Source organism: Streptomyces sp. NPDC018045 (assembly GCF_044327445.1).
Classification (GTDB): domain Bacteria; phylum Actinomycetota; class Actinomycetes; order Streptomycetales; family Streptomycetaceae; genus Streptomyces.
Window position 1 is genome coordinate 1 of record NZ_JBIRFL010000049.1, and the last position, 19,627, is coordinate 19,627.

Annotated in this window: 18 protein-coding genes and 6 pseudogenes; 14 read left to right on the plus strand and 10 right to left on the minus strand. The window is 68.2% G+C overall.

Going from position 1 to position 19,627, the window contains the following annotated elements; all coding sequences use genetic code 11:
* Together ACH4EB_RS37715 and ACH4EB_RS37720 are read left to right on the plus strand one after the other, a co-directional pair.
* A pseudogene (locus ACH4EB_RS37715) lies at positions 1 to 254 on the plus strand (IS5/IS1182 family transposase); the annotation flags it as partial.
* 13 nt (positions 255 to 267) lie between these two features.
* Positions 268 to 1,074 (plus strand): zeta toxin family protein, encoded by an 807-nt coding sequence (locus ACH4EB_RS37720; RefSeq protein ID WP_398353038.1) that lies wholly within the window; start codon positions 268 to 270, stop codon positions 1,072 to 1,074.
* Positions 1,075 to 1,143: 69 nt separating this feature from the next.
* Here the strand turns inward: ACH4EB_RS37720 and ACH4EB_RS37725 are convergent, their stop codons facing one another.
* Together ACH4EB_RS37725 and ACH4EB_RS37730 are read right to left on the minus strand one after the other, a co-directional pair.
* Complete coding sequence (locus ACH4EB_RS37725; protein WP_398353015.1) at positions 1,144 to 1,626, minus strand: hypothetical protein; 483 nt, start codon at positions 1,624 to 1,626, stop codon at positions 1,144 to 1,146.
* 460 nt (positions 1,627 to 2,086) lie between these two features.
* Positions 2,087 to 2,931 (minus strand): IS5 family transposase gene (locus tag ACH4EB_RS37730; protein WP_398353016.1). Its coding sequence is split into 2 segments (ribosomal slippage): positions 2,087 to 2,601 and positions 2,601 to 2,931, totalling 846 coding nucleotides; the frame shifts between segments, so codons are not numbered across the junction.
* 196 nt (positions 2,932 to 3,127) lie between these two features.
* Between ACH4EB_RS37730 and ACH4EB_RS37735 the strand changes: the two genes are divergently transcribed.
* Both ACH4EB_RS37735 and tpg read left to right on the plus strand, forming a co-directional pair.
* Positions 3,128 to 3,520, plus strand: a complete 393-nt coding sequence (locus ACH4EB_RS37735; RefSeq protein WP_398353018.1) for a hypothetical protein — start codon at positions 3,128 to 3,130, stop codon at positions 3,518 to 3,520.
* A 3-nt stretch (positions 3,521 to 3,523) separates the two neighbouring features.
* A complete protein-coding gene (gene tpg, locus ACH4EB_RS37740; protein WP_398353019.1) occupies positions 3,524 to 4,081 on the plus strand; it encodes a telomere-protecting terminal protein Tpg in 558 nt (185 codons plus the stop codon).
* Positions 4,082 to 4,153: 72 nt separating this feature from the next.
* Here tpg and ACH4EB_RS37745 read toward each other — a convergent pair whose 3' ends face one another.
* Both ACH4EB_RS37745 and ACH4EB_RS37750 read right to left on the minus strand, forming a co-directional pair.
* The gene (locus ACH4EB_RS37745) at positions 4,154 to 4,513 is read right to left on the minus strand and encodes a hypothetical protein (RefSeq protein WP_398353021.1); all 360 of its coding nucleotides are present in this window, start codon (positions 4,511 to 4,513) and stop codon (positions 4,154 to 4,156) included.
* Positions 4,514 to 4,779: 266 nt separating this feature from the next.
* Complete coding sequence (locus ACH4EB_RS37750) at positions 4,780 to 5,412, minus strand: TetR/AcrR family transcriptional regulator (RefSeq protein ID WP_398353023.1); 633 nt, start codon at positions 5,410 to 5,412, stop codon at positions 4,780 to 4,782.
* Between the two features lie 146 nt (positions 5,413 to 5,558).
* On the opposite strand from ACH4EB_RS37750, the gene ACH4EB_RS37755 reads away from it, so the two are divergent.
* From ACH4EB_RS37755 to ACH4EB_RS37770, 4 genes are all read left to right on the plus strand, one after another.
* Complete coding sequence (locus ACH4EB_RS37755) at positions 5,559 to 6,293, plus strand: SDR family NAD(P)-dependent oxidoreductase (RefSeq protein WP_398353024.1); 735 nt, start codon at positions 5,559 to 5,561, stop codon at positions 6,291 to 6,293.
* A gap of 112 nt (positions 6,294 to 6,405) precedes the next feature.
* Positions 6,406 to 6,996 carry a hypothetical protein gene (locus ACH4EB_RS37760; RefSeq protein WP_398353026.1) on the plus strand — a complete coding sequence of 197 codons (591 nt, stop codon included), beginning with the start codon at positions 6,406 to 6,408 and terminating at the stop codon, positions 6,994 to 6,996.
* An 80-nt stretch (positions 6,997 to 7,076) separates the two neighbouring features.
* Positions 7,077 to 7,388: a DUF6247 family protein gene (locus ACH4EB_RS37765; RefSeq protein WP_398353027.1), complete on the plus strand. Its 312-nt coding sequence runs from the start codon at positions 7,077 to 7,079 to the stop codon at positions 7,386 to 7,388.
* Positions 7,385 to 7,645 carry a hypothetical protein gene (locus ACH4EB_RS37770; protein ID WP_398353029.1) on the plus strand — a complete coding sequence of 87 codons (261 nt, stop codon included), beginning with the start codon at positions 7,385 to 7,387 and terminating at the stop codon, positions 7,643 to 7,645. The genes ACH4EB_RS37765 and ACH4EB_RS37770 overlap by 4 nt, the downstream gene beginning before the upstream one ends.
* A gap of 541 nt (positions 7,646 to 8,186) precedes the next feature.
* On the opposite strand, the gene ACH4EB_RS37775 is transcribed toward ACH4EB_RS37770, so the two are convergent.
* Positions 8,187 to 8,474 carry a hypothetical protein gene (locus tag ACH4EB_RS37775; protein WP_398353031.1) on the minus strand — a complete coding sequence of 96 codons (288 nt, stop codon included), beginning with the start codon at positions 8,472 to 8,474 and terminating at the stop codon, positions 8,187 to 8,189.
* 30 nt (positions 8,475 to 8,504) lie between these two features.
* Here ACH4EB_RS37775 and ACH4EB_RS37780 point away from each other — a divergent pair.
* A pseudogene (locus ACH4EB_RS37780) lies at positions 8,505 to 9,540 on the plus strand (carboxylesterase family protein).
* A 427-nt stretch (positions 9,541 to 9,967) separates the two neighbouring features.
* On the opposite strand, the gene ACH4EB_RS37785 reads toward ACH4EB_RS37780, so the two are convergent.
* A complete protein-coding gene (locus tag ACH4EB_RS37785; protein ID WP_398353032.1) occupies positions 9,968 to 10,924 on the minus strand; it encodes a LysR family transcriptional regulator in 957 nt (318 codons plus the stop codon).
* Between the two features lie 164 nt (positions 10,925 to 11,088).
* On the opposite strand from ACH4EB_RS37785, the gene ACH4EB_RS37790 reads away from it, so the two are divergent.
* From ACH4EB_RS37790 to ACH4EB_RS37800, 3 genes are all read left to right on the plus strand, one after another.
* Entirely contained in the window at positions 11,089 to 12,003 is a 915-nt protein-coding gene (locus tag ACH4EB_RS37790) for an NADP-dependent oxidoreductase (protein WP_398353033.1), read from the plus strand.
* A gap of 125 nt (positions 12,004 to 12,128) precedes the next feature.
* The gene (locus ACH4EB_RS37795; RefSeq protein WP_398353034.1) at positions 12,129 to 13,250 is read left to right on the plus strand and encodes a homogentisate 1,2-dioxygenase; all 1,122 of its coding nucleotides are present in this window, start codon (positions 12,129 to 12,131) and stop codon (positions 13,248 to 13,250) included.
* Positions 13,251 to 13,383: 133 nt separating this feature from the next.
* On the plus strand, positions 13,384 to 13,995 hold the full coding sequence (locus tag ACH4EB_RS37800) for an NADPH-dependent FMN reductase (RefSeq protein WP_398353035.1): 612 nt from the start codon (positions 13,384 to 13,386) through the stop codon (positions 13,993 to 13,995).
* A gap of 117 nt (positions 13,996 to 14,112) precedes the next feature.
* On the opposite strand, the pseudogene ACH4EB_RS37805 reads toward ACH4EB_RS37800, so the two are convergent.
* Both ACH4EB_RS37805 and ACH4EB_RS37810 read right to left on the minus strand, forming a co-directional pair.
* Positions 14,113 to 14,550, minus strand: a pseudogene (locus ACH4EB_RS37805) (transposase); the annotation flags it as partial.
* 282 nt (positions 14,551 to 14,832) lie between these two features.
* Positions 14,833 to 15,926 (minus strand): annotated as a pseudogene (locus tag ACH4EB_RS37810) (IS701 family transposase); the annotation flags it as partial.
* Positions 15,927 to 16,203: 277 nt separating this feature from the next.
* Here ACH4EB_RS37810 and ACH4EB_RS37815 point away from each other — a divergent pair.
* A complete protein-coding gene (locus ACH4EB_RS37815) occupies positions 16,204 to 16,731 on the plus strand; it encodes a transposase (RefSeq protein WP_398353036.1) in 528 nt (175 codons plus the stop codon).
* Between the two features lie 503 nt (positions 16,732 to 17,234).
* On the plus strand, positions 17,235 to 17,618 hold the full coding sequence (locus ACH4EB_RS37820) for a hypothetical protein (protein ID WP_398353037.1): 384 nt from the start codon (positions 17,235 to 17,237) through the stop codon (positions 17,616 to 17,618).
* Positions 17,619 to 18,112: 494 nt separating this feature from the next.
* Here ACH4EB_RS37820 and ACH4EB_RS37825 read toward each other — a convergent pair.
* Together ACH4EB_RS37825 and ACH4EB_RS37830 are read right to left on the minus strand one after the other, a co-directional pair.
* Positions 18,113 to 18,952 (minus strand): annotated as a pseudogene (locus tag ACH4EB_RS37825) (endonuclease/exonuclease/phosphatase family protein).
* Positions 18,953 to 19,008: 56 nt separating this feature from the next.
* Positions 19,009 to 19,450: pseudogene (locus ACH4EB_RS37830) on the minus strand (transposase); the annotation flags it as partial.
* Positions 19,451 to 19,627 lie beyond the last annotated feature (177 nt).

Genomic DNA, 19,627 nt, shown 5'->3' on the forward strand with positions numbered 1-19,627 from the left:
GAGCTGGGCTTCGGCTCCGGGATGACCTGCTGGCGGCGTCTGGCCGCGTGGAACGATGCCGGCGTCTGGGACGAACTGCACTTGGTGCTGCTGAATAAGCTGCGGGTCGCGAAGAAGCTGGACTGGTCGCGGGCGGTGATCGACTCCTCCCACGTCAGGGCCGCTCGCCGGGGCCCGAAAGCGGCCCCAGCCCGGTCGACCGAGTACGTCCGGGCAGCAAGCACCACCTCAGGCGTCACACCGCAGGAGCGCCCAGTCGTCGTGTTCGTGATCGGCCAGCCCGGTGCTGGCAAGACCCGTGCCGCCTGGATGGTCCACCGCAGCCTGCGCGACACCCCCGCCCATATCCGCGGTGACGACTTCAAGCAGGCGCATCCGGACTATCTGGCTCTGCTGCGTGCCGAGCCGCGTACGGCTTCCGTACGAATCCGCGCGGACTACCGGGCCTGGCAGGCCCAGGCCGAGGCATGGGCGCGGCAGCAGCGCGGCGATGTCGTCATCGAGGCCACCCCGGGCAGCCTGGCAGAATTCACTGCCGCCGCGGCCCTGTACCGGCAGGCTGGCTACCGGGGGGAGCTGGTGGTGCTGGCCGTGCGCGCGGCCGATTCCCGGCAGGGCACAGCCGCCCGCTACACCGAGATGAACCGGCGCGGCCTGCCCGCCCGGTTCACCACCGCTGCCGGGCACGACGCCAGCTTCCGGGTTCTGGCCGACGTGGCTACCTCTGCCGAGCAGCGGCCCGGGGTCGACTCGGTCGTGGTGACGCGCCGCGACGCACATGTTCTTTACCGCAACGCCCGGATCCCCCCGGCAAGGGAGCCGCAGGGCACTGGCGCCGGCCCGGCCGTGGTCGCCGAGCAGTCTCGTTCCTACACCCATGCGGAGGCGGAACGCTTCTGGGCTGTGCAGCGCCTGTTGCGGTCCACAATGCCGCACTACCGCGGCGAACTCATAGCGATCGGGGCACAGGCTCGTGCGTTGATGCCCCCGGGATGGCACCCGCGCCGACTCGATGCAGCCTCCGTAGCGGCTGCGTTGCCCGTACCCACCTGGATGTGTGAACTGCCGTCCTGAGCGCTGTGGGCATCACAGCCCGGCATGTATGAATTCGCATCACCAGAGGTATCGGCCGCATCGTGGTCATCACTGGGGCAGACCAACTTCGGCCGCCCGGCGGAAGAGATCTCCACATGTGGGGACCGGCATCGGTAGGCGACCGACCAGAACGAGGCATGAATGGCGAACTTCCCTGCTCAGATGGAAGAGCTGGCGGCTGTACTGCCCACCCTTGTAGGTGTACAGACGGAAGACGTTGACGGCCTGCCTGTCACTGTCGTCGGCGAAGGCGCTCGGGAGCCCGGCGAGCAGTTCGATGTCGCGCTTGCCGGTCGCCGCGTCGGCCACGGCGCTGAGGGGGAGGGCGTCGAAGCCTGCGGCGGACACCGAAGTGTCGGCCACCACAGCGTGGGCGGCCAGGGCCGTGAAAATTTCGATCAATCGCTCGCCCACCACTATGTCGATGCCCCAGGTTTTTAGGGTCTCGTGGCGACGAGCCTGCCGCCATGCCTCCTGATCCACCAGCGGCAGCAGGACACGGCCCAGATGCGCGCAGTGACGCCACAGCATGTCGTGATCCGAGGCCGTGACCGGTCCTCTCCATGACGGTTGAAAGGCCCGGGGCCGAGACCGGCCCGGCTACCACAGGCCCTTCAATTTCCCACTACGCGCAGGGAACGTACAGAACAGGGCTGTACCCCGTCCCGGTGGCCGAGTGACCGCTCGAGTCCACGAGGGACCCGGCCGTACTGCTACGCCAGGCAACCTTCGGGTCGCCGGGGCGGTTCTCACAGGTAGCCGGTGAGGTCGACGACCGCAGCGGTGGCGCACACTTATGCTGGCGCGAGGTCGCTGCCGTCATCCATATGCGCGAGAAGTTGTTATAGAACTCGAGGTCCACCTCGCTGGTACAGGCCACAGGCCCACCAGAACACGTCTGGATGCCCCCAGTACCCGTCATCCGCGAGCCGCTGTGCAAAGGCCTTGAGGCGTAGAACCTGCAACTGGCTGCTAGGGCCTTTCCTTCGGATCATCTCGCCGACCAGATGAAGATGGCGGCGAGGTGGAGTCCGGCGAGGTAGATGGTGGCGGTCTTGTCGTATCGGGTGGCCAGGCCGCGCCACTGCTTGAGCTTGTTGATGCAGCGTTCGACGGTGTTCCGCTGCTTGTAGGCGACACGGTCGAAGGCCGGCGGACGGCCGCCAAGCCGGCCGAGCCGTTTGCGATTGGCGGCCTGGTCGGCGGGCTGCGGGATCACCGCCCGGACCCCGCGCTGCCGCAGGTGATGGCGGATCGCCCGGGATGAGTAGGCCTTGCCGGCCAGGACCGCCTCCGGTCTGACCTGCGGACGGCCGACCCGCCGGGGCACCCTTAACCGAGCCATGACCTGCGTGAACGCCGGTGCGTCACCGGCCTGGCCGGGTGTGATGACGAAAGTGAGCGGCCGGCAGCGGCCGTCTGCGGCGAGGTGGATCTTCGTGGTCAGCCCTCCGCGGGACCGTCCGAGGGCATGGTCGGCCGGCTCGCCGGCCGGGGCCCCCTTTGACGGGCCCCGGCGGCGTGCTGATGAGCCCGCACGATCGTGGAGTCGACCGCGACCACCCAGCCGAGGTCGCCTTCGGCGTCGGCCTGCGCGAGCAAGGCGGTGAAGACCTTCTCCCAGGTGCCGTCGGCGGCCCACTTCCGCAGCCGGTTGTGGGCGCCCTTCCACGACCCGAAGTGCTCGGGCAGATCCATCCACGGAGTGCCGGTGCGGTATTTGTACGCGATCGCGTCGATCACCTGGCGGTGATCCCGCCACCGCCCACCCCGCTTCGGCGTCCGATCCGGCAGCAACGGCTCGATGCGTGCCCATTGGGCGTCAGTCAACGACACACATCAACCAACGATCCGATGATCTGAAGGAAACGGCCTAGTCCGGGGGAGTCGCCCTGCGTGGTCACCGTGACCTCGGGTGGTGCCGGATTTGGCGGCGGTTCTGCCAGCGCCGTCTGGGTGCTGGCGGCGGCCAACGTCACCCCGACGGCGAACGCACTCACAATAGATCTTAATCGCACGGGAACCGCACCTGATGAACACCACCGACACGCCGCCCCCGCAGTGGCCCGTCCCCACCACCCCGCCCACCCACGACCCTGCGCTGTTCGCGCGGGCCGTGCGGGACATGCGCCTGACCTGGCGCGCCCGCGGGATCCTGGCCGAACTCGCCACCGGCTACACCCCCGGGCAGGAACCCACGATCAGCGAACTCGTTTCCCTCACCCGCACCGAGCGCCTGGCCGCTGAGGGCCGTGACGCCTTCCGCAAGGCCGTCGGCGAGCTGCGCAGCCTGGGGTACCTCGCATCCAACGCCACGGCCACCTTCGGCGTGGGCGAGCGCCTGGTCGTCGACCTCGCACCAGTTGCCGACGCCCGCCTGGTCCCTGACCGGTACGGCCACAGCCCGCTCACGGACGGAGCCTGACCAGTGGGAGAGATCGAGGATGCCATCGAGCGCGCCGACCGGGAGAGCTTCACCCGCCAGCCGCCCAAGACCCTCCAGGGCCGCATCAACTACCTGCTGAAGCAGATGGGAACCGCGAAGGCTGTCGCGGCGGAGCTCGGCGTCACCGCCGACTCGGTCAACCGCTACCGCCGCGGGGCGCGGAAGAACCCGCCCAAGGACATCGCCGCGAAGATCAACGACGCCGTACGGGCCCGCTGGCAGCCGCAGGTCCGCAAGCGCCGGCAGGAGCAGGCGGCGACCAGCGGGGGGATCACGGTGGAGACGAGAGCTCGCTTCGGGTACACCGCCTCCGTCGGCACGACCGACGACGGACGGTTCCGGCGACTGACCGTGCACCTCCCCCCGGCGTACGCACAGCGCCTGTTCGACGCCCGCGACGCGGGCGCCAACGACCAGCAGATGCGTGGGATCATCGCCGAAGGATTCAAAGAAGTCTATTTCCAGGACGGCGGTGGCCGCGCCATGGGACTGTCGGACGTGGAAATCAACGACATCGATTACCTGGATCTGGATTACTGACTAGGAGCGAATACGTGACCGCTGATTTTCCGCTGTGATGAGCCGAAGACACGATAGCTGTCACCATGGCAGTCATGTTGTCACTTCTGGGGGCTGGCTTCTCGCGACGCCGGTGCAGGCCAGTCCCGCGGTGGCGGTGGCGTTGAGGAAGAGCATGAACGTCCAGGGCGTGTCTGCCGCGTCGATGCGCCCGAGGCGAAGCGGCTCTTGTGCCGCATGGGAGAGAAGGCCGACGGTGGCGGCGAGGGCCAGCGTCGGCTGGCCGCGCTTCTGGGTGATACGCAGCCGCGTCCAGTAGGTGTGTGCCAGGCGGTCGGCAGGAACCAGACCGTCCCAGACAATGAAGGTCCCGCCGGCGATCAACGCGTCGCGTGCCGGTCCACATGCCGTGGTCTGCTCACCGAGCATCCCGGCGAACTCGTCGCGCGTCACGCCTTGACCTGGCGACGGGACGGCCCGCTGATGGAGCGTCTGTGACAAGTAGCCTGCCTCCTGGGTGACGACCAGGCTGCCTCGGCCCGGGTCTTCAGCCAGCCTATGCAGCTCCGCCGGTGGCACGTAACGATCCTCGGCACATGCGACTGAGCACTTCAGTTGGCCACTGGGCGTTTCAGTCGGCCGCTGCGGTGCTCAGCGCCGAGCCGATGCGGGGCTCCCGGTCGCGGTGTCGTGTACTTCCAGGGCGGCGTCCGCACCTGCTACGGCGTGCCGGCGAGCCTGCCCATCACTTCGTACGTCTGCGGCGGGGCCAGCGGAGCGACGGAAAGCGGTTCTTGCGCTGGTTCCGTGCTCAGTCCGGTCAGCAGGAAGGCGACTTGGCGGCGCCAGGCATCGGGCGCCGTGTCCGCGACCGCGCGAGCGAGGAGAGCGTTGGTGCCGAAGAAGAGCAGGAGGTCTTCGCCGGTGAAGTCCGGGCGGACAGCGCCGGCGAGCTGGGCTCGCTCGATGATCCGTGTGGCGGCGTCCTTCGTCTGGCCGCAGATGGCCATCAGGCACTCGGCGGCGGGAAAGCGTCCGCTGACGACGTCGGCGACCGCGGGATCGGTGGCCTGCAGTTCACAGACTCTCTCGATGTAGTACGCGAACCCCTCTCCGGCCTCCTCGAAGGACAGGGCGTGTTCGGCGGCTTCGCCGAGGCGGTCTGCGGCCAGCCCTGCCACGACTTCGTCGATGAGCGCCTCGCGGGTGCCGAAGAGGTTGTAGAGCGTGCCGTGGCTGACTCCGGCCCGGCGGGCGATCTCCTTGAGGGGCACCTTGAGGCCGCGCTCCTGGAAGAGCTCGGCGGCGGCTGCCCGCAGTTTCTCCGCGTTCCGTTGCGCGTCGGCCCGCATCAGGTCGTTCCTCCTGGTTCCGGCGCTGCGGCCACCCTGGCCGCATTCCCCTCAGACTAACTTGACCCCCGGTTCAAGTCGCGTGCTACCGTCGGCGAATAAGTTGACCAAAGGGTCAAGAAACTGCCGTGGCAAGGGGTAGTCCTATGTCCAAAGTGATCGCCGTCTTCGGTGCCGGTACCGGTCTGGGGGTGTCCGTCGCCCGCCGCTTCGGGCGCGAAGGCTTCCGGGTCGCCCTGGTGGCCCGCCGCAAGGACCGGCTGGACGCCCTCGTCGAGGTGCTCGCCGGTGAAGGCATCGAAGCGGTCGCGTTTCCCGCCGATCTTTCCCAGCCGGCCGGGGTACCCGCCCTCGTCGAGGCGATCCATGACCGCTTCGGCCGGATCGACGTGGTCGAGTACGGGCCGATCAGCGGCGACCAGGGCTTCACCCCCGCCGCCGAACTGGACGCGGCCACCCTGGGGGGACTGACCCCGCTGTTGCTGCTCACCCCGGTCGAGGTGGTCCGGGCCTTGCTGCCGGAGTGGACCGAGCGTGGCGAGGGCACCTTCCTGCTGGCTCAGGGCTACTCGGCGGCGCAGCCCATGCCCCGCCTCAGCGGCCTGGGCCCGGTGATGGCCGCCACGCGCAATTACCTGTACTCCCTCAACGCCGAGCTGGCGGACAAGGGGATCTACGCCGGTGCTCTGACCATCGCGTCCCTGATCGCCCGCAGTGAGGTGTCCGCTGCGGCCCAGGCTGCCTTCGAGTCGGCCGACGGCCCGCATTTTCCGGTCGCCGACCCGGACGATCTCGCGGAGCTCTGCTGGGACATGCACACCAAGCGCGACCGCGTCGAGCAGTTCCACCCCGAGTCGCCGACTCCGCAGACCCCCGCGTAGTACCTGCGACCCTGAGCAGGGCGCCCCGGACCAAGTGCCTGCCAGGCAGTCCATGCGACTTCGCGGAACGCGGCCTCACCATGCCAAAGCACCCCATACCCCGAGGCCAACCATGAAGCTCAGGGTGGCCAACTGGAGCGCTCAGTCACATCCGCCCATCGACCGCGACAAGAGCCTGCTGTTCGACGCCGACCACGATCCGGTCCGTGTCGCCGACGCGCTGCGCCGCAGCCCGCACTTCGCAGCCGCGGACGCCGCCCCCGGCGGCGACAAGGTGTGGTTCACCACCGAGGCCGGCATCAACTACACGCTGACCTTCAAGGAGGCGGAGCCCACCGACGACGACCTGCTGCCGGAGCCGGTGCTCATCGAGGCCATCGCCGCGGCGATCCTCAACCACCCCGGCTTCGTCGTCGCCGATGCGGCCTCGCCGCGCGAGGCCATCGCCATCCAGTCCCGCAACCAGGTGCGCCACCTCTTGGTCCTGGACGGCGACCGCGGCAACGCCCTCGCCCCGAAAGGCCTGTCCATCCCGGCCGTCGACGTCGCCCGCGCCGCCGACAAGCTGCTCGCCAGCGACCCGAGCGACTCCGAGCGCGTCACGGCCGAACTCCTCAACTACGTGGCCGCCACCTGGGGCAAGCAGGACCTGCCGCTGCGCAAGCACGCCCAGGCCGTCGCCCGCGCGCTGCCCACCCGGTAGGGGGATTTGCCCATGACCGATCGACGGCCACCCGGCGCGCGTACCGTGAGGTGACGACCCGCCGCCGGGAGGACCAGCCGATGAGCGCGCAGCCCGACCACGCCCCCGTCACGCCCTACGCCCCCGCGCCCGGGGCGCCGGCCGAACTCCTCGCCCAGCTGCGCGCCGACCGGCGCGCCAGCGCCTGGGTGCCGGCCTTCGAGCGGGAGTGGGCGGCCGCGCTTGAGGAATCGCGGCGCACGTTCTCCCTCGGCGGGGTGTACGGGGTCGTCCAGGAGTGGCAGGGCCGCCTCGCCCACGCCCCGGCCGTCGACGCGTTCATCGCCTCCGGCTACGACGACAGCGACGCCATCGACATGGCGGAGCTGCGGGGAAGGCGAAGGCGCCGGTGACCGCACAGCCATACGCGGTCCGCTTCTCGCCACCGGCCGCGAAGGTCCTCGGCACTCTCCCCGAGGACGTCGAGGACACCGTGTGGAACATCCTGGACGCCGCCGCCGGCGATCCGTGGGGCTTTGGGCAGTGGAACGCCGACGACCCCGAGGGCCAAGACGTGCGCTGCGCGTCCGTCGGCCAGCTCTCCCTCACCTACTGGATCAACCGGCCGCTGCGCCGTCTGACCGTCCTGAACATCGTCTGGCTTGGATAGCCGCCCCGGTGGCAACGCCCTGTCGGCATCGCAACTGCCGGGGACAGGGCGTTGCCAGTGTGGCAGGAGCCGGGTCAGTGGACGCAGACCGTGCAGCCGGTGCCGGTAGCGGTCGACCTTCGCAGCGCGCTTGCCGGGGTCCTTCAGCACCAGGCTGTCCACCACGCTGCGGTGATGCCAGGCCGCTTCGTCCCGCCCCCACTCCTCCTCCGCCTCCTCGGCGCTCATCCGGAGGGCCTCGCCGATCACCCCCCCAGATGGTGCCCCGGACTCGCTTGGACCTCTCGCCCGGAAGAGGGCTGCCCCCCCAGATGGCCGAGGAAGCCGGCGCCCGCCGACGCCTGAGTGTCCGGTCACCCGGGCGGCACGAGATTGACTCGGCGGCATCCGGTCACTTGCCCTTGGCGAGCTGGTCGACGCGGCCGCCGGGCAGGTCCAGGAGTGCCGCGACCTTGGTGAGGGGCAGAGTCTCCCGGAGTTCGAGTACTGCCTGCTGCCGGATGGTCTTGTTCCGGGTGAGGGGGCTCGGCGACCGCCTCGGTCAGGGGGACGTCGCGGCAGCGTCCCGGCCGCGCACGGTGGCGCCGGCCAAGCCGCCCGCCCCGGTCGCGGGGCGGGCCGAGTAACCCACTGCCGGCCAGTGCGAGCGTGCGGCGCTCGGGGCGTCCAGCCACTCTGCGCGCATGGCCTGGAGCCGGTCGAGGTCCGAGGGCAGCTCCGGCACCTTCGTTCGCAGTTCGTCGGCCCACTGCCGGGTGAGTGCCTGGCCGTTGACGTACAGCTCGCCCTCCCGGCCCCCGCCCGCTCCGCTGTCCCCGCTGCACCCCATGACCTGTTCCACCAGCGGCTTACGACTACGATGCTCCTCGCCGAAATACCTGGTCAGTGGCACCGACCAGGCAGGAAATGGGGGCACAACGACCGGACAGAAGGCAGCAACTTGATCGTCGTAACCGACCACGGGGCCGTACGCGGCCTGACCACCGACAGCGGCGTGAGCGTCTTCCGCGGCATCCCCTATGCCGCACCGCCCGTGGGGATCCTGCGTTTTTGTGCTCCCCAGCCGGTACGGCCCTGGGACGGTGTGCGTGAGGCCACCGCCTTCTCCGCCGCCGCCCCGCAGCCTCCTTATACCGGGGAGGGCATGACACCGAACTGGTCTCCGGGTGACAGTGCCGACTGCCTCACCGTCAACGTGTGGACCCCCGGCCCCCGCCGCCGGAGGACTGCCTGTCCTGGTGTGGATCCACGGCGGGGCGTACCGCGGCGACAGCACTAGCGTCGAGGACTACGACGGCACCTGGCTGGCCGCCGACGGCGTGGTGGTCGTTTCGCTGAACTACCGGGTCGGCTTCGAGGGCTTCGGCCAACTCGACGACGCTCCGGCCAACCGCGGCATCCTCGACCAGATCGCGGCCCTGGAGTGGGTCCGGGACAACGTCGCCGCATTCGGCGGCGACCCCGCGAACGTCTCCCTGCTCGGCCAGTCGGCGGGCGGTGGCCCGGTGGCCACCCTGCTTGTCGCACCGCCTGCCCGGGGACTGTTCCGCCGGGTGATCGCGCAGAGCGTCCCGCATTTCTTCCCCAGCGCGGACCAGGCACAGAGGATCAGCGGCATCATCACGGGCGCGCTCGGTGTCCCCGCCACCGCCGAGGCAATGGCCGGTGTCCCTGCCGAGAAGATCCACGAGGTCGACAACGCACCGGTGGCCGCCATGTTCCAGGACCCCGACGTCTGGGAGACGCTGTCCATCACCCCTATAGCCCGGTGCTCGACGGTGTTCTGCTCACCGATGCCCCCTGGCGCATGCTGCGGGCGGGCGCCGCCCGGGACGTGGAGAGCGTCTTCGGCTTCAGCCGCGACGAATGCGCGCTGTTCGCTGACGACTTCATGAGATCTGCGGACCCGGACGACCTCGCCCGGCAGGCCCGGCTGGGTGACGGCGCGGTGGCCGCCTACCGCGCGGGCCACCCGGACCTCAGTGACGCGGACCTGAACATTCGGATCCTCTCCGACCACTACTATTTCCGCGTGATCATGGGCACCGTTCGGTCACTTCCGCATGATCATGGACAGCGGCAACGCTCAGTAGTTGTCAGTTATCCGCTGCTAACGAACTTCCGGTTTGGGCGGCGCGCGCCGCGGCCGGACCTCGCTCGACGAAGCGCAGCTACTGCTACCAGCATCTCGACTACGACCGACTACAGCCGCCCGCCCTGGATCGCCCAGGGACGGTCTGAATCACTCCTGGCGCCTTCGGCCGAAGCCGGCCGCTGCACCATAGGCGACGATCGCCGTTCATTGAACACTCTCCAGCAGTGTCAGGAGGGGCCGTTCAGGTGGGCCCGATCGGTGCCTGGGAGCCACCAGGTGCGGTCGGGGAACTGATGCCAGTGGTGACCCTTGGCGTAGTTGTGGATGAGTTCCAGGGCCCGATTGACGGTAGGTGCTGCTGCGTTGGTGTTCCACACAACGTGCCAGGGGTAGAGCGGTACAGGGTTGATGAGGGGGCGGGCGGTGAGGCCGTCGGGGAGTCCTCCGGTGGTGAGGCCGAAGGCGGGGTGGCCGCGGGCGAGGACGGTGGCGTGGATGGCGGCGCGACCGTGCCCCCGTACCCGCAGTGCGACCTGGAGGCTGAAGTCGTTGACGGCTTCGTCGATCCAGTCGCGCCATTCTGCGGCTTCCTCGGCGGTGTGGACCAGGAGGGGATGGTCGGCAAGCGCGGCGAGCGTCACCTCGTCGTGGGCTGCGAGTGGGTGATCGCTGGGCATCACGACACCGATGGGCTCCAGACGGACCGGCATCGTGCCCAGGGTGGCGGGGATGTCCTGGCCGAGGCCGCGGATACGGCCGAAGGCGATGTCGAGATCTCCGGCGAGCAGGCGGGGCAGGGCGGCGGCCAGGCCCTGGCTCTGGAAGACCTCGAAGGGCAGACACGGTGACTCGCCGCGCAAGTGCTGGGTGATGAGCGAGGGGGTGAGCCCTTCGGTGAGGACATCGATCCGCAGAGGTGCGCGGGTGCGGGCGACCTCGTCGACGAGACGCTGGGCGTCGGCCAGCAGGCGTCGGCCGCGTTTGACGAAGATCTCGCCCGCCGGGGTCAGGGCGACGCGGCGGCGGTCGCGGGTGAACAGTGGCACACCGACACGGCTTTCCAGGGCGGTGATCTGCGAGGAAAGCGTCTGCTGGGCGATGGTCAGCGCCGCTGCCGCCCGGCCGAAGTGCAGTTCCTCGGCAAGGGCGACGGCGTAACGCACCTGGCGCAGGTCAAGGTCCACGCCCTCCACGTTAACAGCCGCTGACTGTCACATATCAGCTCAAGAGTGTTGGACGCGAATGAGCCACAGGCGTTGACTTAGGCATCAGAAGGGCGCTGGACGGTACTGATCGAAGGACGCTTCCGGCCCTAACTCACTCAATCGAAGGCAAGGCGGCGACCAGCATGAAGGCAGTAGTGATGGACTCCTACGGCACTCCGGAGGTTCTCCGGGTGGCCGATCTCCCCGAGCCGAAGGCCGAGCCCGGTCAAGTGCGGGTGCGGGTCAAGGCGGCGGGGCTGAACCCGATCGACGCGAAGATCCGGCGCGGGGAGTTCGACGCGGTCTTCGACATCTCCTTCCCCCAGCAGCTCGGCAACGAGTTCGCGGGCGTGGTCGACCAGGTCGGCGCCGGAGCCGAAGGCTTCGCGGTGGGAGATGAGGTGATCGGGTTCGTCGACCTGGCGGCCTACGCAGAACAGGTCGTCGTCCCCGCCGAGAACCTGACCTCCAAGCCGTCGCATCTGTCGTGGGAGACGGCGGCGGTCATCGGCGCGGTCGGCCAGGCAGCGTTCAACGCCTTGCGCAAGCTCGGTGTGAGCGCCGGTGAGACGGTGCTGATCCACGGTGCGGCCGGCGGCGTCGGCTCGGTGGCCGTCCAGTTCGCCCGCGCCTGGGGCGCCACGGTCATCGGCACCGCCAGCCAGGACAACCACGACTACGTACGCGCCCTCGGCGCCACCCCCGTCACCTACGGCGATGGCCTTCAGGAGCGGGTACGGGAGCTGGCCCCGCAGGGGGTGGACGCATCCCTCGACCTGACCGGCTCCGAGGAGGCGATCACCGTCTCGATCGCCGTGACCGGCGACAAGGCGCGCATCGTGACCCTCGTCAGCCCGCCGCTGGCCAAGCAGTACGGCATCACGATGATGTTCGGCACCCGCGCGGCCGAGACCGTGGCTCAGGTCGCCGGCCTCGCCGTCCGCGGCGACCTGGACCTGCCCATCACCCGCCGCTTCGCACTGGCCGACCTCGCCGAAGCACACCGGCTGATGGAAACCGGCAGCCAGCGCGGCAAGCTCGTCCTCACCCTGGACTGACCCGCCACCAGCACGACGGCAGCGCCGCCCCGAACGGTGCGGCGGGGCCGCCGCCTGCCCCGCCGCACACCCACACCACTCACCCGACTGGCGCGGCACCGGTTCGCGCCGATGGAGGAGTCCCCATGTTCGCCAAGCACGTCCAGGGCCGGATAGCCCGTCAGGCCCACTCGGCGGTGCCGGAGGGCACCTACGAGGAGCACCACGCACGCCGCGGCTTCGAGGGGGAGGTCTCCCAGCTCTACCACGCCCACCCCACCACCGACTGGCTGCGCGTGGAGGGCCCGATCCGGCCGCGCGGCATCCAGCTCACCGACCTCGCGACGGCTGACGCGTCGGACCCCAGGGCGCTGCCGACGCTGCTGATGTTCAACGACGACATCAAGATCTCGGTGTCCAAGCGGTCCGCTGCGATGCCGTACTACTTCCGCAACGCCGACGGCGACACCCTGCTGCTGACCCAATCCGGCAGCGGCACCCTGGTCTGCGACTACGGCACACTCACGTACGGGCCGCTGGAGTATCTGGTCATTCCAAAGGGCACCAGCTACCGGCTCGTACCCGACGAAGGGGTTGAGCACCTGACGTATGTGGTGGAGACGCGGGAGCCGGTTGCGCTTCCCGAGAGGGGCCTGCTCGGTCACTTCCTGCCGTTCGACCGAGGCGTCCTGGACGTCCCCCAGCTCGACGCCCAGCCCATGGGCATCTCGGCGGAGAACGCGGACGGGGAGTGGGAGGTGCTCGTCAAGCGCGACGGGGAGCTGTCGTCGGTCTTCTACGCCTTCGATCCCGCCGACGTCGAGGGCTGGACCGGCAGCCTCGCCCCGTTCCGTCTCCGGCTGGCGGACATCCGGCCGTTGACATCGGAACGGCTGGATGTACCGCCGATGACGCACGCCACGTTCCAGTCGGGCCAGAACTGGATCGTCACCATGGCCCCGCGCCCGATGCAGAGCGGCGAGGACGCCGAGCGTGCACAGCCTTACCACCGCAACGTCGATTACGACGAGGTGATCGTCCCTCTCGGCGCCCACGACGGCCGCAGGGTCGGCCCGCCCCCCGGGCTGATGAGCGTCACCCCCGGCGGGATGAACCACGGCCCCAACCAGGCACGCCTGGCCGTGGCCCGCGACCGGCTGCCGATCTACGTATGGAATATCGACACCATCCACCCCCTGCACTACACGGACGCCTTCGCGGCCGGCGAGATCCCCGACTTCGCCCAGCGCGAGAGCTTCCGCGGCTGACCGAGCCGATCGGTCCCGATCGCTGGCCCCGCCCCGCACCCCCCCGCCCGGCGGGTTCAGCCTCTTGTCCCCACACCGCTTACCCACGTCCGCGCGGCAACACCGCCGCGCTCTTCTTCCTGGAGTACCCCTCATGAGCCGCGTCCTTGCCATCTCCGGCTCTCTGCGAGCCGCCTCGTTCAACACCCAGATGCTCCAGGGCCTTCAAACCCTCGCCCCCCAGGACATGCACATCGAGCTGTTCAAGGGCCTGGACGAACTGCCCCACTTCAACGAAGACCTCGAAACCGACCCGCCGGCCACCGTACGCAGGCTGTGGCAGGCCATCGCCGAGGCCGACGGCCTGATCGTGGCCACCCCCGAATACAACGGCGCCTTGCCCGGCGTGCTGAAGAACGCCCTGGACTGGGCTTCGCGCCCCTACGGCGCGAGCGTCCTGCCCGGCCACGCCGCGGTAGTCCTGTCCGCCTCCCCGGGCGTCTTCGGCGGTATCCGCGCCCAGAGTCAGCTGCGTGAACTGTTCGCCCTGCTCAACGTCTACGTGGTCGGTGGCCCCCAGGTCGCCGTCCCCGAAGTCCACACCCGCCTGGACCACGAGGCCGAGCCTGGCGAGCGGCTGACCGACCCCACTACCCGCGCCATGCTCATCTCCCTCCTGCACGGCCTCGCCGAAACCATCGACGACCAGGCCGGACGCCGCCTCATCCAGCCGTTGCACCACTGGCAAAGCCAGCTCGCCGGCTGACCGCCCTCTCGACAGACCGCACCATCCGCTCGATACGCCAATACACACTGAGGTCCGAGCACATCTTGATCGTGTTACGAGACGGGTCGATCGACGTGGCCGCGTCGTTACAGGCCGGAACTGCCTCAGCGGGCCGAAGTGCGCCTCGATCGGATTCGCCCAGGATGCGTTCGTCGGGGTGAAGCGCAACTCGACCTTGTCGCGGGCCGCCCATCGAAGGATGTGTCAGTTCTTGTGGGCGGAGAGGTTGTCCAGGATCACGTAGATCGGGGCGCCGTCGGGGCGGGCCGCGCGGATCGACTTGAGTCCGGCCCAGGTGGGGGTGATGCCCTTGCGGCGCCGGTTGACGCTCCACAGGGTGTCGTCGCCGACCGAGTAGCAGCGGTGGAAGTAGGTGGTGCCGTGGGTGCGGTGGTAGGTCGCCGGCAGGCGGTCGGGCCTGCCCCGCTTCGCCCAGCAGGAACCGGCGGTCGGGCGGATGCCCAGCGGTCCGAACTCGTCGAAGGCGAAGGTCCGGTCGGGCCGCTCATGGAGCGCGTACTCGATCCGGTCTAGTACTCCAGTCGGGCTTCTCCATTTTCCCTGCTCACAGGCCACTTCGAGAGTCTATTTCGCTGACGCCCCATCAGAGGCGCGGTGGTTCGTGACTCACCCGATCGGGGTGCGTGCGGCGTTGGTAGTGGCAGTGCCGGGCTCTTGCTTGGTGACGTCGGCGCCAGCGGGACCAGTGGAGTCGACGTGGTGCGCAAGACCGGTGCCGGGCCGGGTGGGGATGGGCAAGGTCCAGGAGCCGTCGAATTTCTGCCACGGTGAGGGGAACGTGGTTGGTGGATTCGTTTCTGCGGCCCCCTTTTCGAGGGCCTGGGCTGCCATCGCCGCCAGGAAGGCATGGGCGAGCATGACCAGGGTGGTGTGGCGGTACCAGTCGACGTAGCGACGGACTTCGTACTGGTCCAGGTCGCACTCGTTCTTCGCGGCCTGGAAGCACTCCTCGATAGCCCAGCGGGAGCTGGCTACCCCAACGAGTTCGGATACCGTGACGTCCACCTGGGCGAAGGCGAGGTAATACGCGATCTCCTCAGGACGCGCCAGGCTGCGGCGGGCCAGCACCCAGCGGTCGTGGGTGGGAGCGGAACCGTCGATGGTGGGCAGCTTGGCCGCAGCCCAGTCGTAGACCCGCGGCCCCTGCGCCCCGTTGCCGCAGGAGATTCGCTCCCATGCCTCGGCCGGGGCGCCGGTCAGGACATGGTCGATGCGCCAGCTGCCCGCCGGAGACTTGACCTGCTGGGACTTGGGCACCGCCAGGACGTAGCTCCATCGGCTTCCTCCAGCATGCGCCGGAAGTGCCACTCCTGCCCGTAGGCCGCATCCGCAGTCACCCAGGCAACCGGAAGTGCGGAGTCCAGCGCCCGCCGGACCATAGCGCGTGCCAGTTCCGGCTTGGTCGCAAACGGCCTGCCCTCGGGAATCCGGGTGGCCCGGCACTGGTTGGGATCCTCGGTCCAGGACTTGGGCAGGTAGAGCTCGCGGTCCACCAGGGCCCTGCCCTTCGCGGAGGCGTAGGCAGTGAACACTCCGATCTGGCAATTTTCCGTACTGCCGGCGGTGCCGGAGTATTGCCGTTGCGCCCCCGCTGAGACGGTGCCCTTCTTGAGGAAGCCGGTGTCGTCGACGATCAGCACCCCGTCCGGCTGCCCGAGCCGCTCTGCTATGTAGTCCTGCAGGTCGTCGCGGATCTCATCAGGGTCCCACTGGCACCATGACAGCAGCCGCTGCAGCCCGTACGGGGTGTCGTCACCCGCATACTCGGCTACCTGCCAGATGTTCTTCCGTCCTACCGGCCCCAGCAGACCGCGCACATAGTCCCGCATCCGCCGCCTCGGCTCGACCCGAGCGAACCGCTCGCCCACCCGCAGCAGCAACGACCCCAACTCGGCTTCTCACAACCCTACTTCGACATCGCTCTCCAAATCCATGACTGTTCAACGCGCCCCGATCGGGTGAGTCACGAACCACCGCGTCTCTGATGGAGCGTCAGCGAAATAGACTCTCGAAGGGGCCTGTGATCAGGGAAAATGGAGAAGCGCGACTGGAGTACTAGACCCGCTCGAAGGATCCAGGCCACGAGAGAAAAGGGCGAGGGTCATCGAGCTCTACACCTGCCCGCCCGAGGGCGCGACGGTCGTCTGCGCCGACGAGCTCGGCCCGGTGATCCCCCGCACGTTCCCGCCCGCGCCGGGCTGGTCGCCGAACGGCCACCGCATCAAGTCCGAGGCCGACTACGGTCGCGGGCCGCAGAAGACCTGGGTCTACGGCGCCTTGAGGGTACGGGACGGACATGAGATCACCATGACCGCATGCTCCCGCAACAGCGCCTTCTACCAGCAGTTTCTTCAAAAGATCGAGTCAGTCAACCCAGCCGGGGACATCTACGTCGTCACCGACAACCTGTCCTCACACAACAGCCTGTCCACCCACACCTGGCTTGAGGATTACCCCAGAAACCGGCACGTCTTCATCCCCGTCGGCGCCTGCTGGCTCAACCTCCAGGAAGGCTGGTGGCGCATCTTCCCCAAGGCCGCCCTTGCCGGCCAGTCCTTCGCCGGACCACCCGAGACCGACCAGGCCACCCACCTGGCAACCGCCCAGCTCAACGCACGGGCCCGGCCCTGGATATGGGAAAGACCGGTACCACCGACACGGACACTACGCCGCCAATACGTGTACCCCATTTGAGGAATCCAGCGCTAGCGTATCCTGACCGGCGCTCACAGGCGCCGACCACAGCGAACAGGTTTCGCCGCCCGGCCGGGCACCGGATGCCACGTCTTCTGCGTTGAGCACTGCCAGGCTCGCCTGAGTACGTCGGGGCGCCCACCGGCTGACGATGCGCGAAACCGCACTGGCGGTCGCCGCTCCGCGCTGCCCGGTCCCTCTACCGAGAAGGGCAACATCGGGCGGGGCGCCGCAGAGGGCAGGCTCCGTCAGTGGATTGCGCCCCTGGACAAGCGCCACAGCCTGCCCATATATGCCTTGTAAGGGTGCATATTGCCGGAAAAGCAGCCACCTGCATTTCGCGTTGCTGCACTTCAAGTATTGCCAGCTTGGACATGCGCCTGTCATTGCAGGTAAGGTCGTCGTGATCTCGGGGGAGTCTTCAGTGCGGCACATTTTTCTGCATCGTCGACCGTTTTTCTTTCCCCCTGTGGTCTATCGGCCAACAGTGAAGTGGGAGAATTATGAGGATACGTGGTTTTGTGGCGGCCGGGGTTGCCGCCACCGCGACTGTGGCGTTCTGTGGTTCGCCGGCATTTGCCGGACAGGATGCCATGGCCCACACGACGGACCATGCCAAGGACTGGGGCGGGAAGGCGATGTTCAATGACGATGGAGACGTCTTCAGGATTTGCGATCTCAAGGCAGACGCTAGGGTCGTCACTGCTGTTGTCAAGATAGCGGACGAGCCCGACTCGACTCACTATCTGGGCGAGTACGACGGGGCGGGCAAGTGCAGAAACTTCACCTTGAACATGACCGAGGGGCACGTATTCAAGATGAAGGTATGCCTGACCACGGGCGGGCGTGACTATTACTGCTCGAACTGGGTATCGGGTGTAGCCTAGGCGTCACCCCGGAGACACTTCGGCGAGCTACGCAACACTGTCGCATCGCTGACAATGGCCCGGTATTGGGGCGCGCTTACAGTTGAATACGGCCCCGGAGTTCCACTAGAATGCGCGCCTGCATGCAGAGTGAATACGCGGAGTGGTTTGTGCGGCACTCACCCTCGGAGAGCGCGTCGGCAGCGCAGGTCCCGATGCACCCGGCGCCCGCCAGAGTGTCGCACAGGCCAACCAACCTCGCGCTTCACGGGCTTGCAACAGTCCGCCAACAAGTGGCTGCACTGCTATGCGACCGATTCGTCACCGCGTGCTCTGCCGTCTCCCAAGGCACATTCGCCTGTTGACAGACCAAGTCACCAGCAAAGCGTGCGACACGGTCGGGTCGCGGCAAGGTTCGGCTAACATTCGCTCAGGCTGGCCTGCTCGCCGACATCGGGCCACACTCCCTGCACCGGCGGCAATGCTGTTGGTTAAAGGATGTCCCGTAATGCCTGTCAGGGCAGACGGTGCAGGTCTGAGGGCCTTCTTAGGTTTGCGAGGACAGCGGCGTGGTCGGACGGCCAGACACCGTGTACGGGCTGGTCGCCGACACGCTGGACAGAGCTGACGGAGCCAAGACCTTCAGGGCCTGGTGGGCCTACGTGGATGTAATCGACGCGGACGCTGGGTTCGAATCCGGCCGCGACGAACGGGTTGGCCCGCGTTCCAGGTCGCTGACGGCTGTGCTGGGTCTGCGTATTCCCACGCGTCGAGGAAGACCTGGCCCGGGATGGCAGGTGCCGACTTGTAGCCGCCGAACTGCCGTACTTCGTCGGAGTCTGGCCATGCGTTGAAGTCGCCCGTGACAACGGGCGGGAAGTCGGTTCCCTGGCTATGCGCTGTTACGAACTCGGCAAGCGCTCTGACCTGTTGGCAGCGCACCGCAGAGGCATCAATGGCCGACGTGGGGTGGGTGGTGAAGAATGGCACCTGGTGTGTGGGGGCGTCGATGCGCGCATAGAGCGCCAGGCGGCCGTCATCGTCGTCCTCGCGGGCCGGCAACTCCACCGTGTCGTGCTGCGCGAGGGGCCAGCGGCTCAGGACAGCGTTGCCGATGTCAACCGTTGAGTCCCCAAGACGTCTTGCCACCGCTCCGGTGCACGAGATGCTGCCCAGGTCCAGTGCATGTCGAGGTTGTCCGCCAGCCACCCTGCAAGATTCTCCCCGCCGCACGCCCACACCTCCTGCAGGCCGACGACATCGGGGCGGAGATCGCCCAGCACCGTGAGAATGGCCTTCCGCCGGTCCTCCCATGGGCCAAAGCGCCACCACAGGTTCCACGTCAGCACGCGCAACACTGCCGTCCTTCCTTCCGGCTCGCATGAGCATCCTGGACCATGTCGGACGTTGGCTATCCGGTGAGGGCGAGGTGGTACAGGCGGGCGATGCCGCGCATGGCGTGATGGACACCGTCGCCTCTGAGGGGCAGCCGCGCAGGATCTTCCAGGTCTTCATGCGGGCGAAGGTGTGCTCCACGCGCGCACGAACGCGTTTGTGCGAGCGGTTATGTTTCTCTTTCCAGACGGAAGTTCGGCCTGGTCGGCCTTGCGGCGGTGCGGGATGACCAGGCCAGTGCCCTGGTAGCCGCCATCGGCAATCGTGATGGTGTTGCCGACGGCGGCCTTGGCGCCGGATTCCTCCCAGCCCTTCGAGTCATGTCGGTTGCCGGGCACGGGCCGGGCGACCACGACGACCAGGCGGCTGTCGGCGTCGATGACGACCTGATGGGCGGTGGAGTAGCGATAGTTCTTCGACTGCTCGGCCACCGAGCGGCCGCGAGTGGGCACTACTGAGGTTTTCATTAGTTCTGTGGGTGTGGGGGGGCTGTGGTGGTGCGGAGATGCTGATGTGCCTTCCGAGCCTGCGTCTGTTGTGTCCGGAGTGTCCGTTCCACCGCTGACACGACCGCAGTTGGCCGAGGCTCGGCGTATGCGTGCGGTCGAGTTGTGCGAGCGAGGACGTCCTCAATC

What these genes read in the sequence shown, in the direction of transcription:
- ACH4EB_RS37775 (WP_398353031.1), bottom strand. Translation starts at nt 8,474, where the DNA reads ATGGGGTGCAGCGGGGACAGCGGAGCGGGCGGGGGCCGGGAGGGCGAG.
- ACH4EB_RS37735 (WP_398353018.1), top strand. Translation starts at nt 3,128, where the DNA reads ATGAACACCACCGACACGCCGCCCCCGCAGTGGCCCGTCCCCACCACC.
- ACH4EB_RS37755 (WP_398353024.1), top strand. Translation starts at nt 5,559, where the DNA reads ATGTCCAAAGTGATCGCCGTCTTCGGTGCCGGTACCGGTCTGGGGGTG.
- ACH4EB_RS37750 (WP_398353023.1), bottom strand. Translation starts at nt 5,412, where the DNA reads ATGCGGGCCGACGCGCAACGGAACGCGGAGAAACTGCGGGCAGCCGCC.
- ACH4EB_RS37725 (WP_398353015.1), bottom strand. Translation starts at nt 1,626, where the DNA reads ATGCTGTGGCGTCACTGCGCGCATCTGGGCCGTGTCCTGCTGCCGCTG.
- ACH4EB_RS37790 (WP_398353033.1), top strand. Translation starts at nt 11,089, where the DNA reads ATGAAGGCAGTAGTGATGGACTCCTACGGCACTCCGGAGGTTCTCCGG.
- ACH4EB_RS37820 (WP_398353037.1), top strand. Translation starts at nt 17,235, where the DNA reads ATGAGGATACGTGGTTTTGTGGCGGCCGGGGTTGCCGCCACCGCGACT.
- ACH4EB_RS37760 (WP_398353026.1), top strand. Translation starts at nt 6,406, where the DNA reads ATGAAGCTCAGGGTGGCCAACTGGAGCGCTCAGTCACATCCGCCCATC.
- ACH4EB_RS37765 (WP_398353027.1), top strand. Translation starts at nt 7,077, where the DNA reads ATGAGCGCGCAGCCCGACCACGCCCCCGTCACGCCCTACGCCCCCGCG.
- ACH4EB_RS37795 (WP_398353034.1), top strand. Translation starts at nt 12,129, where the DNA reads ATGTTCGCCAAGCACGTCCAGGGCCGGATAGCCCGTCAGGCCCACTCG.
- ACH4EB_RS37800 (WP_398353035.1), top strand. Translation starts at nt 13,384, where the DNA reads ATGAGCCGCGTCCTTGCCATCTCCGGCTCTCTGCGAGCCGCCTCGTTC.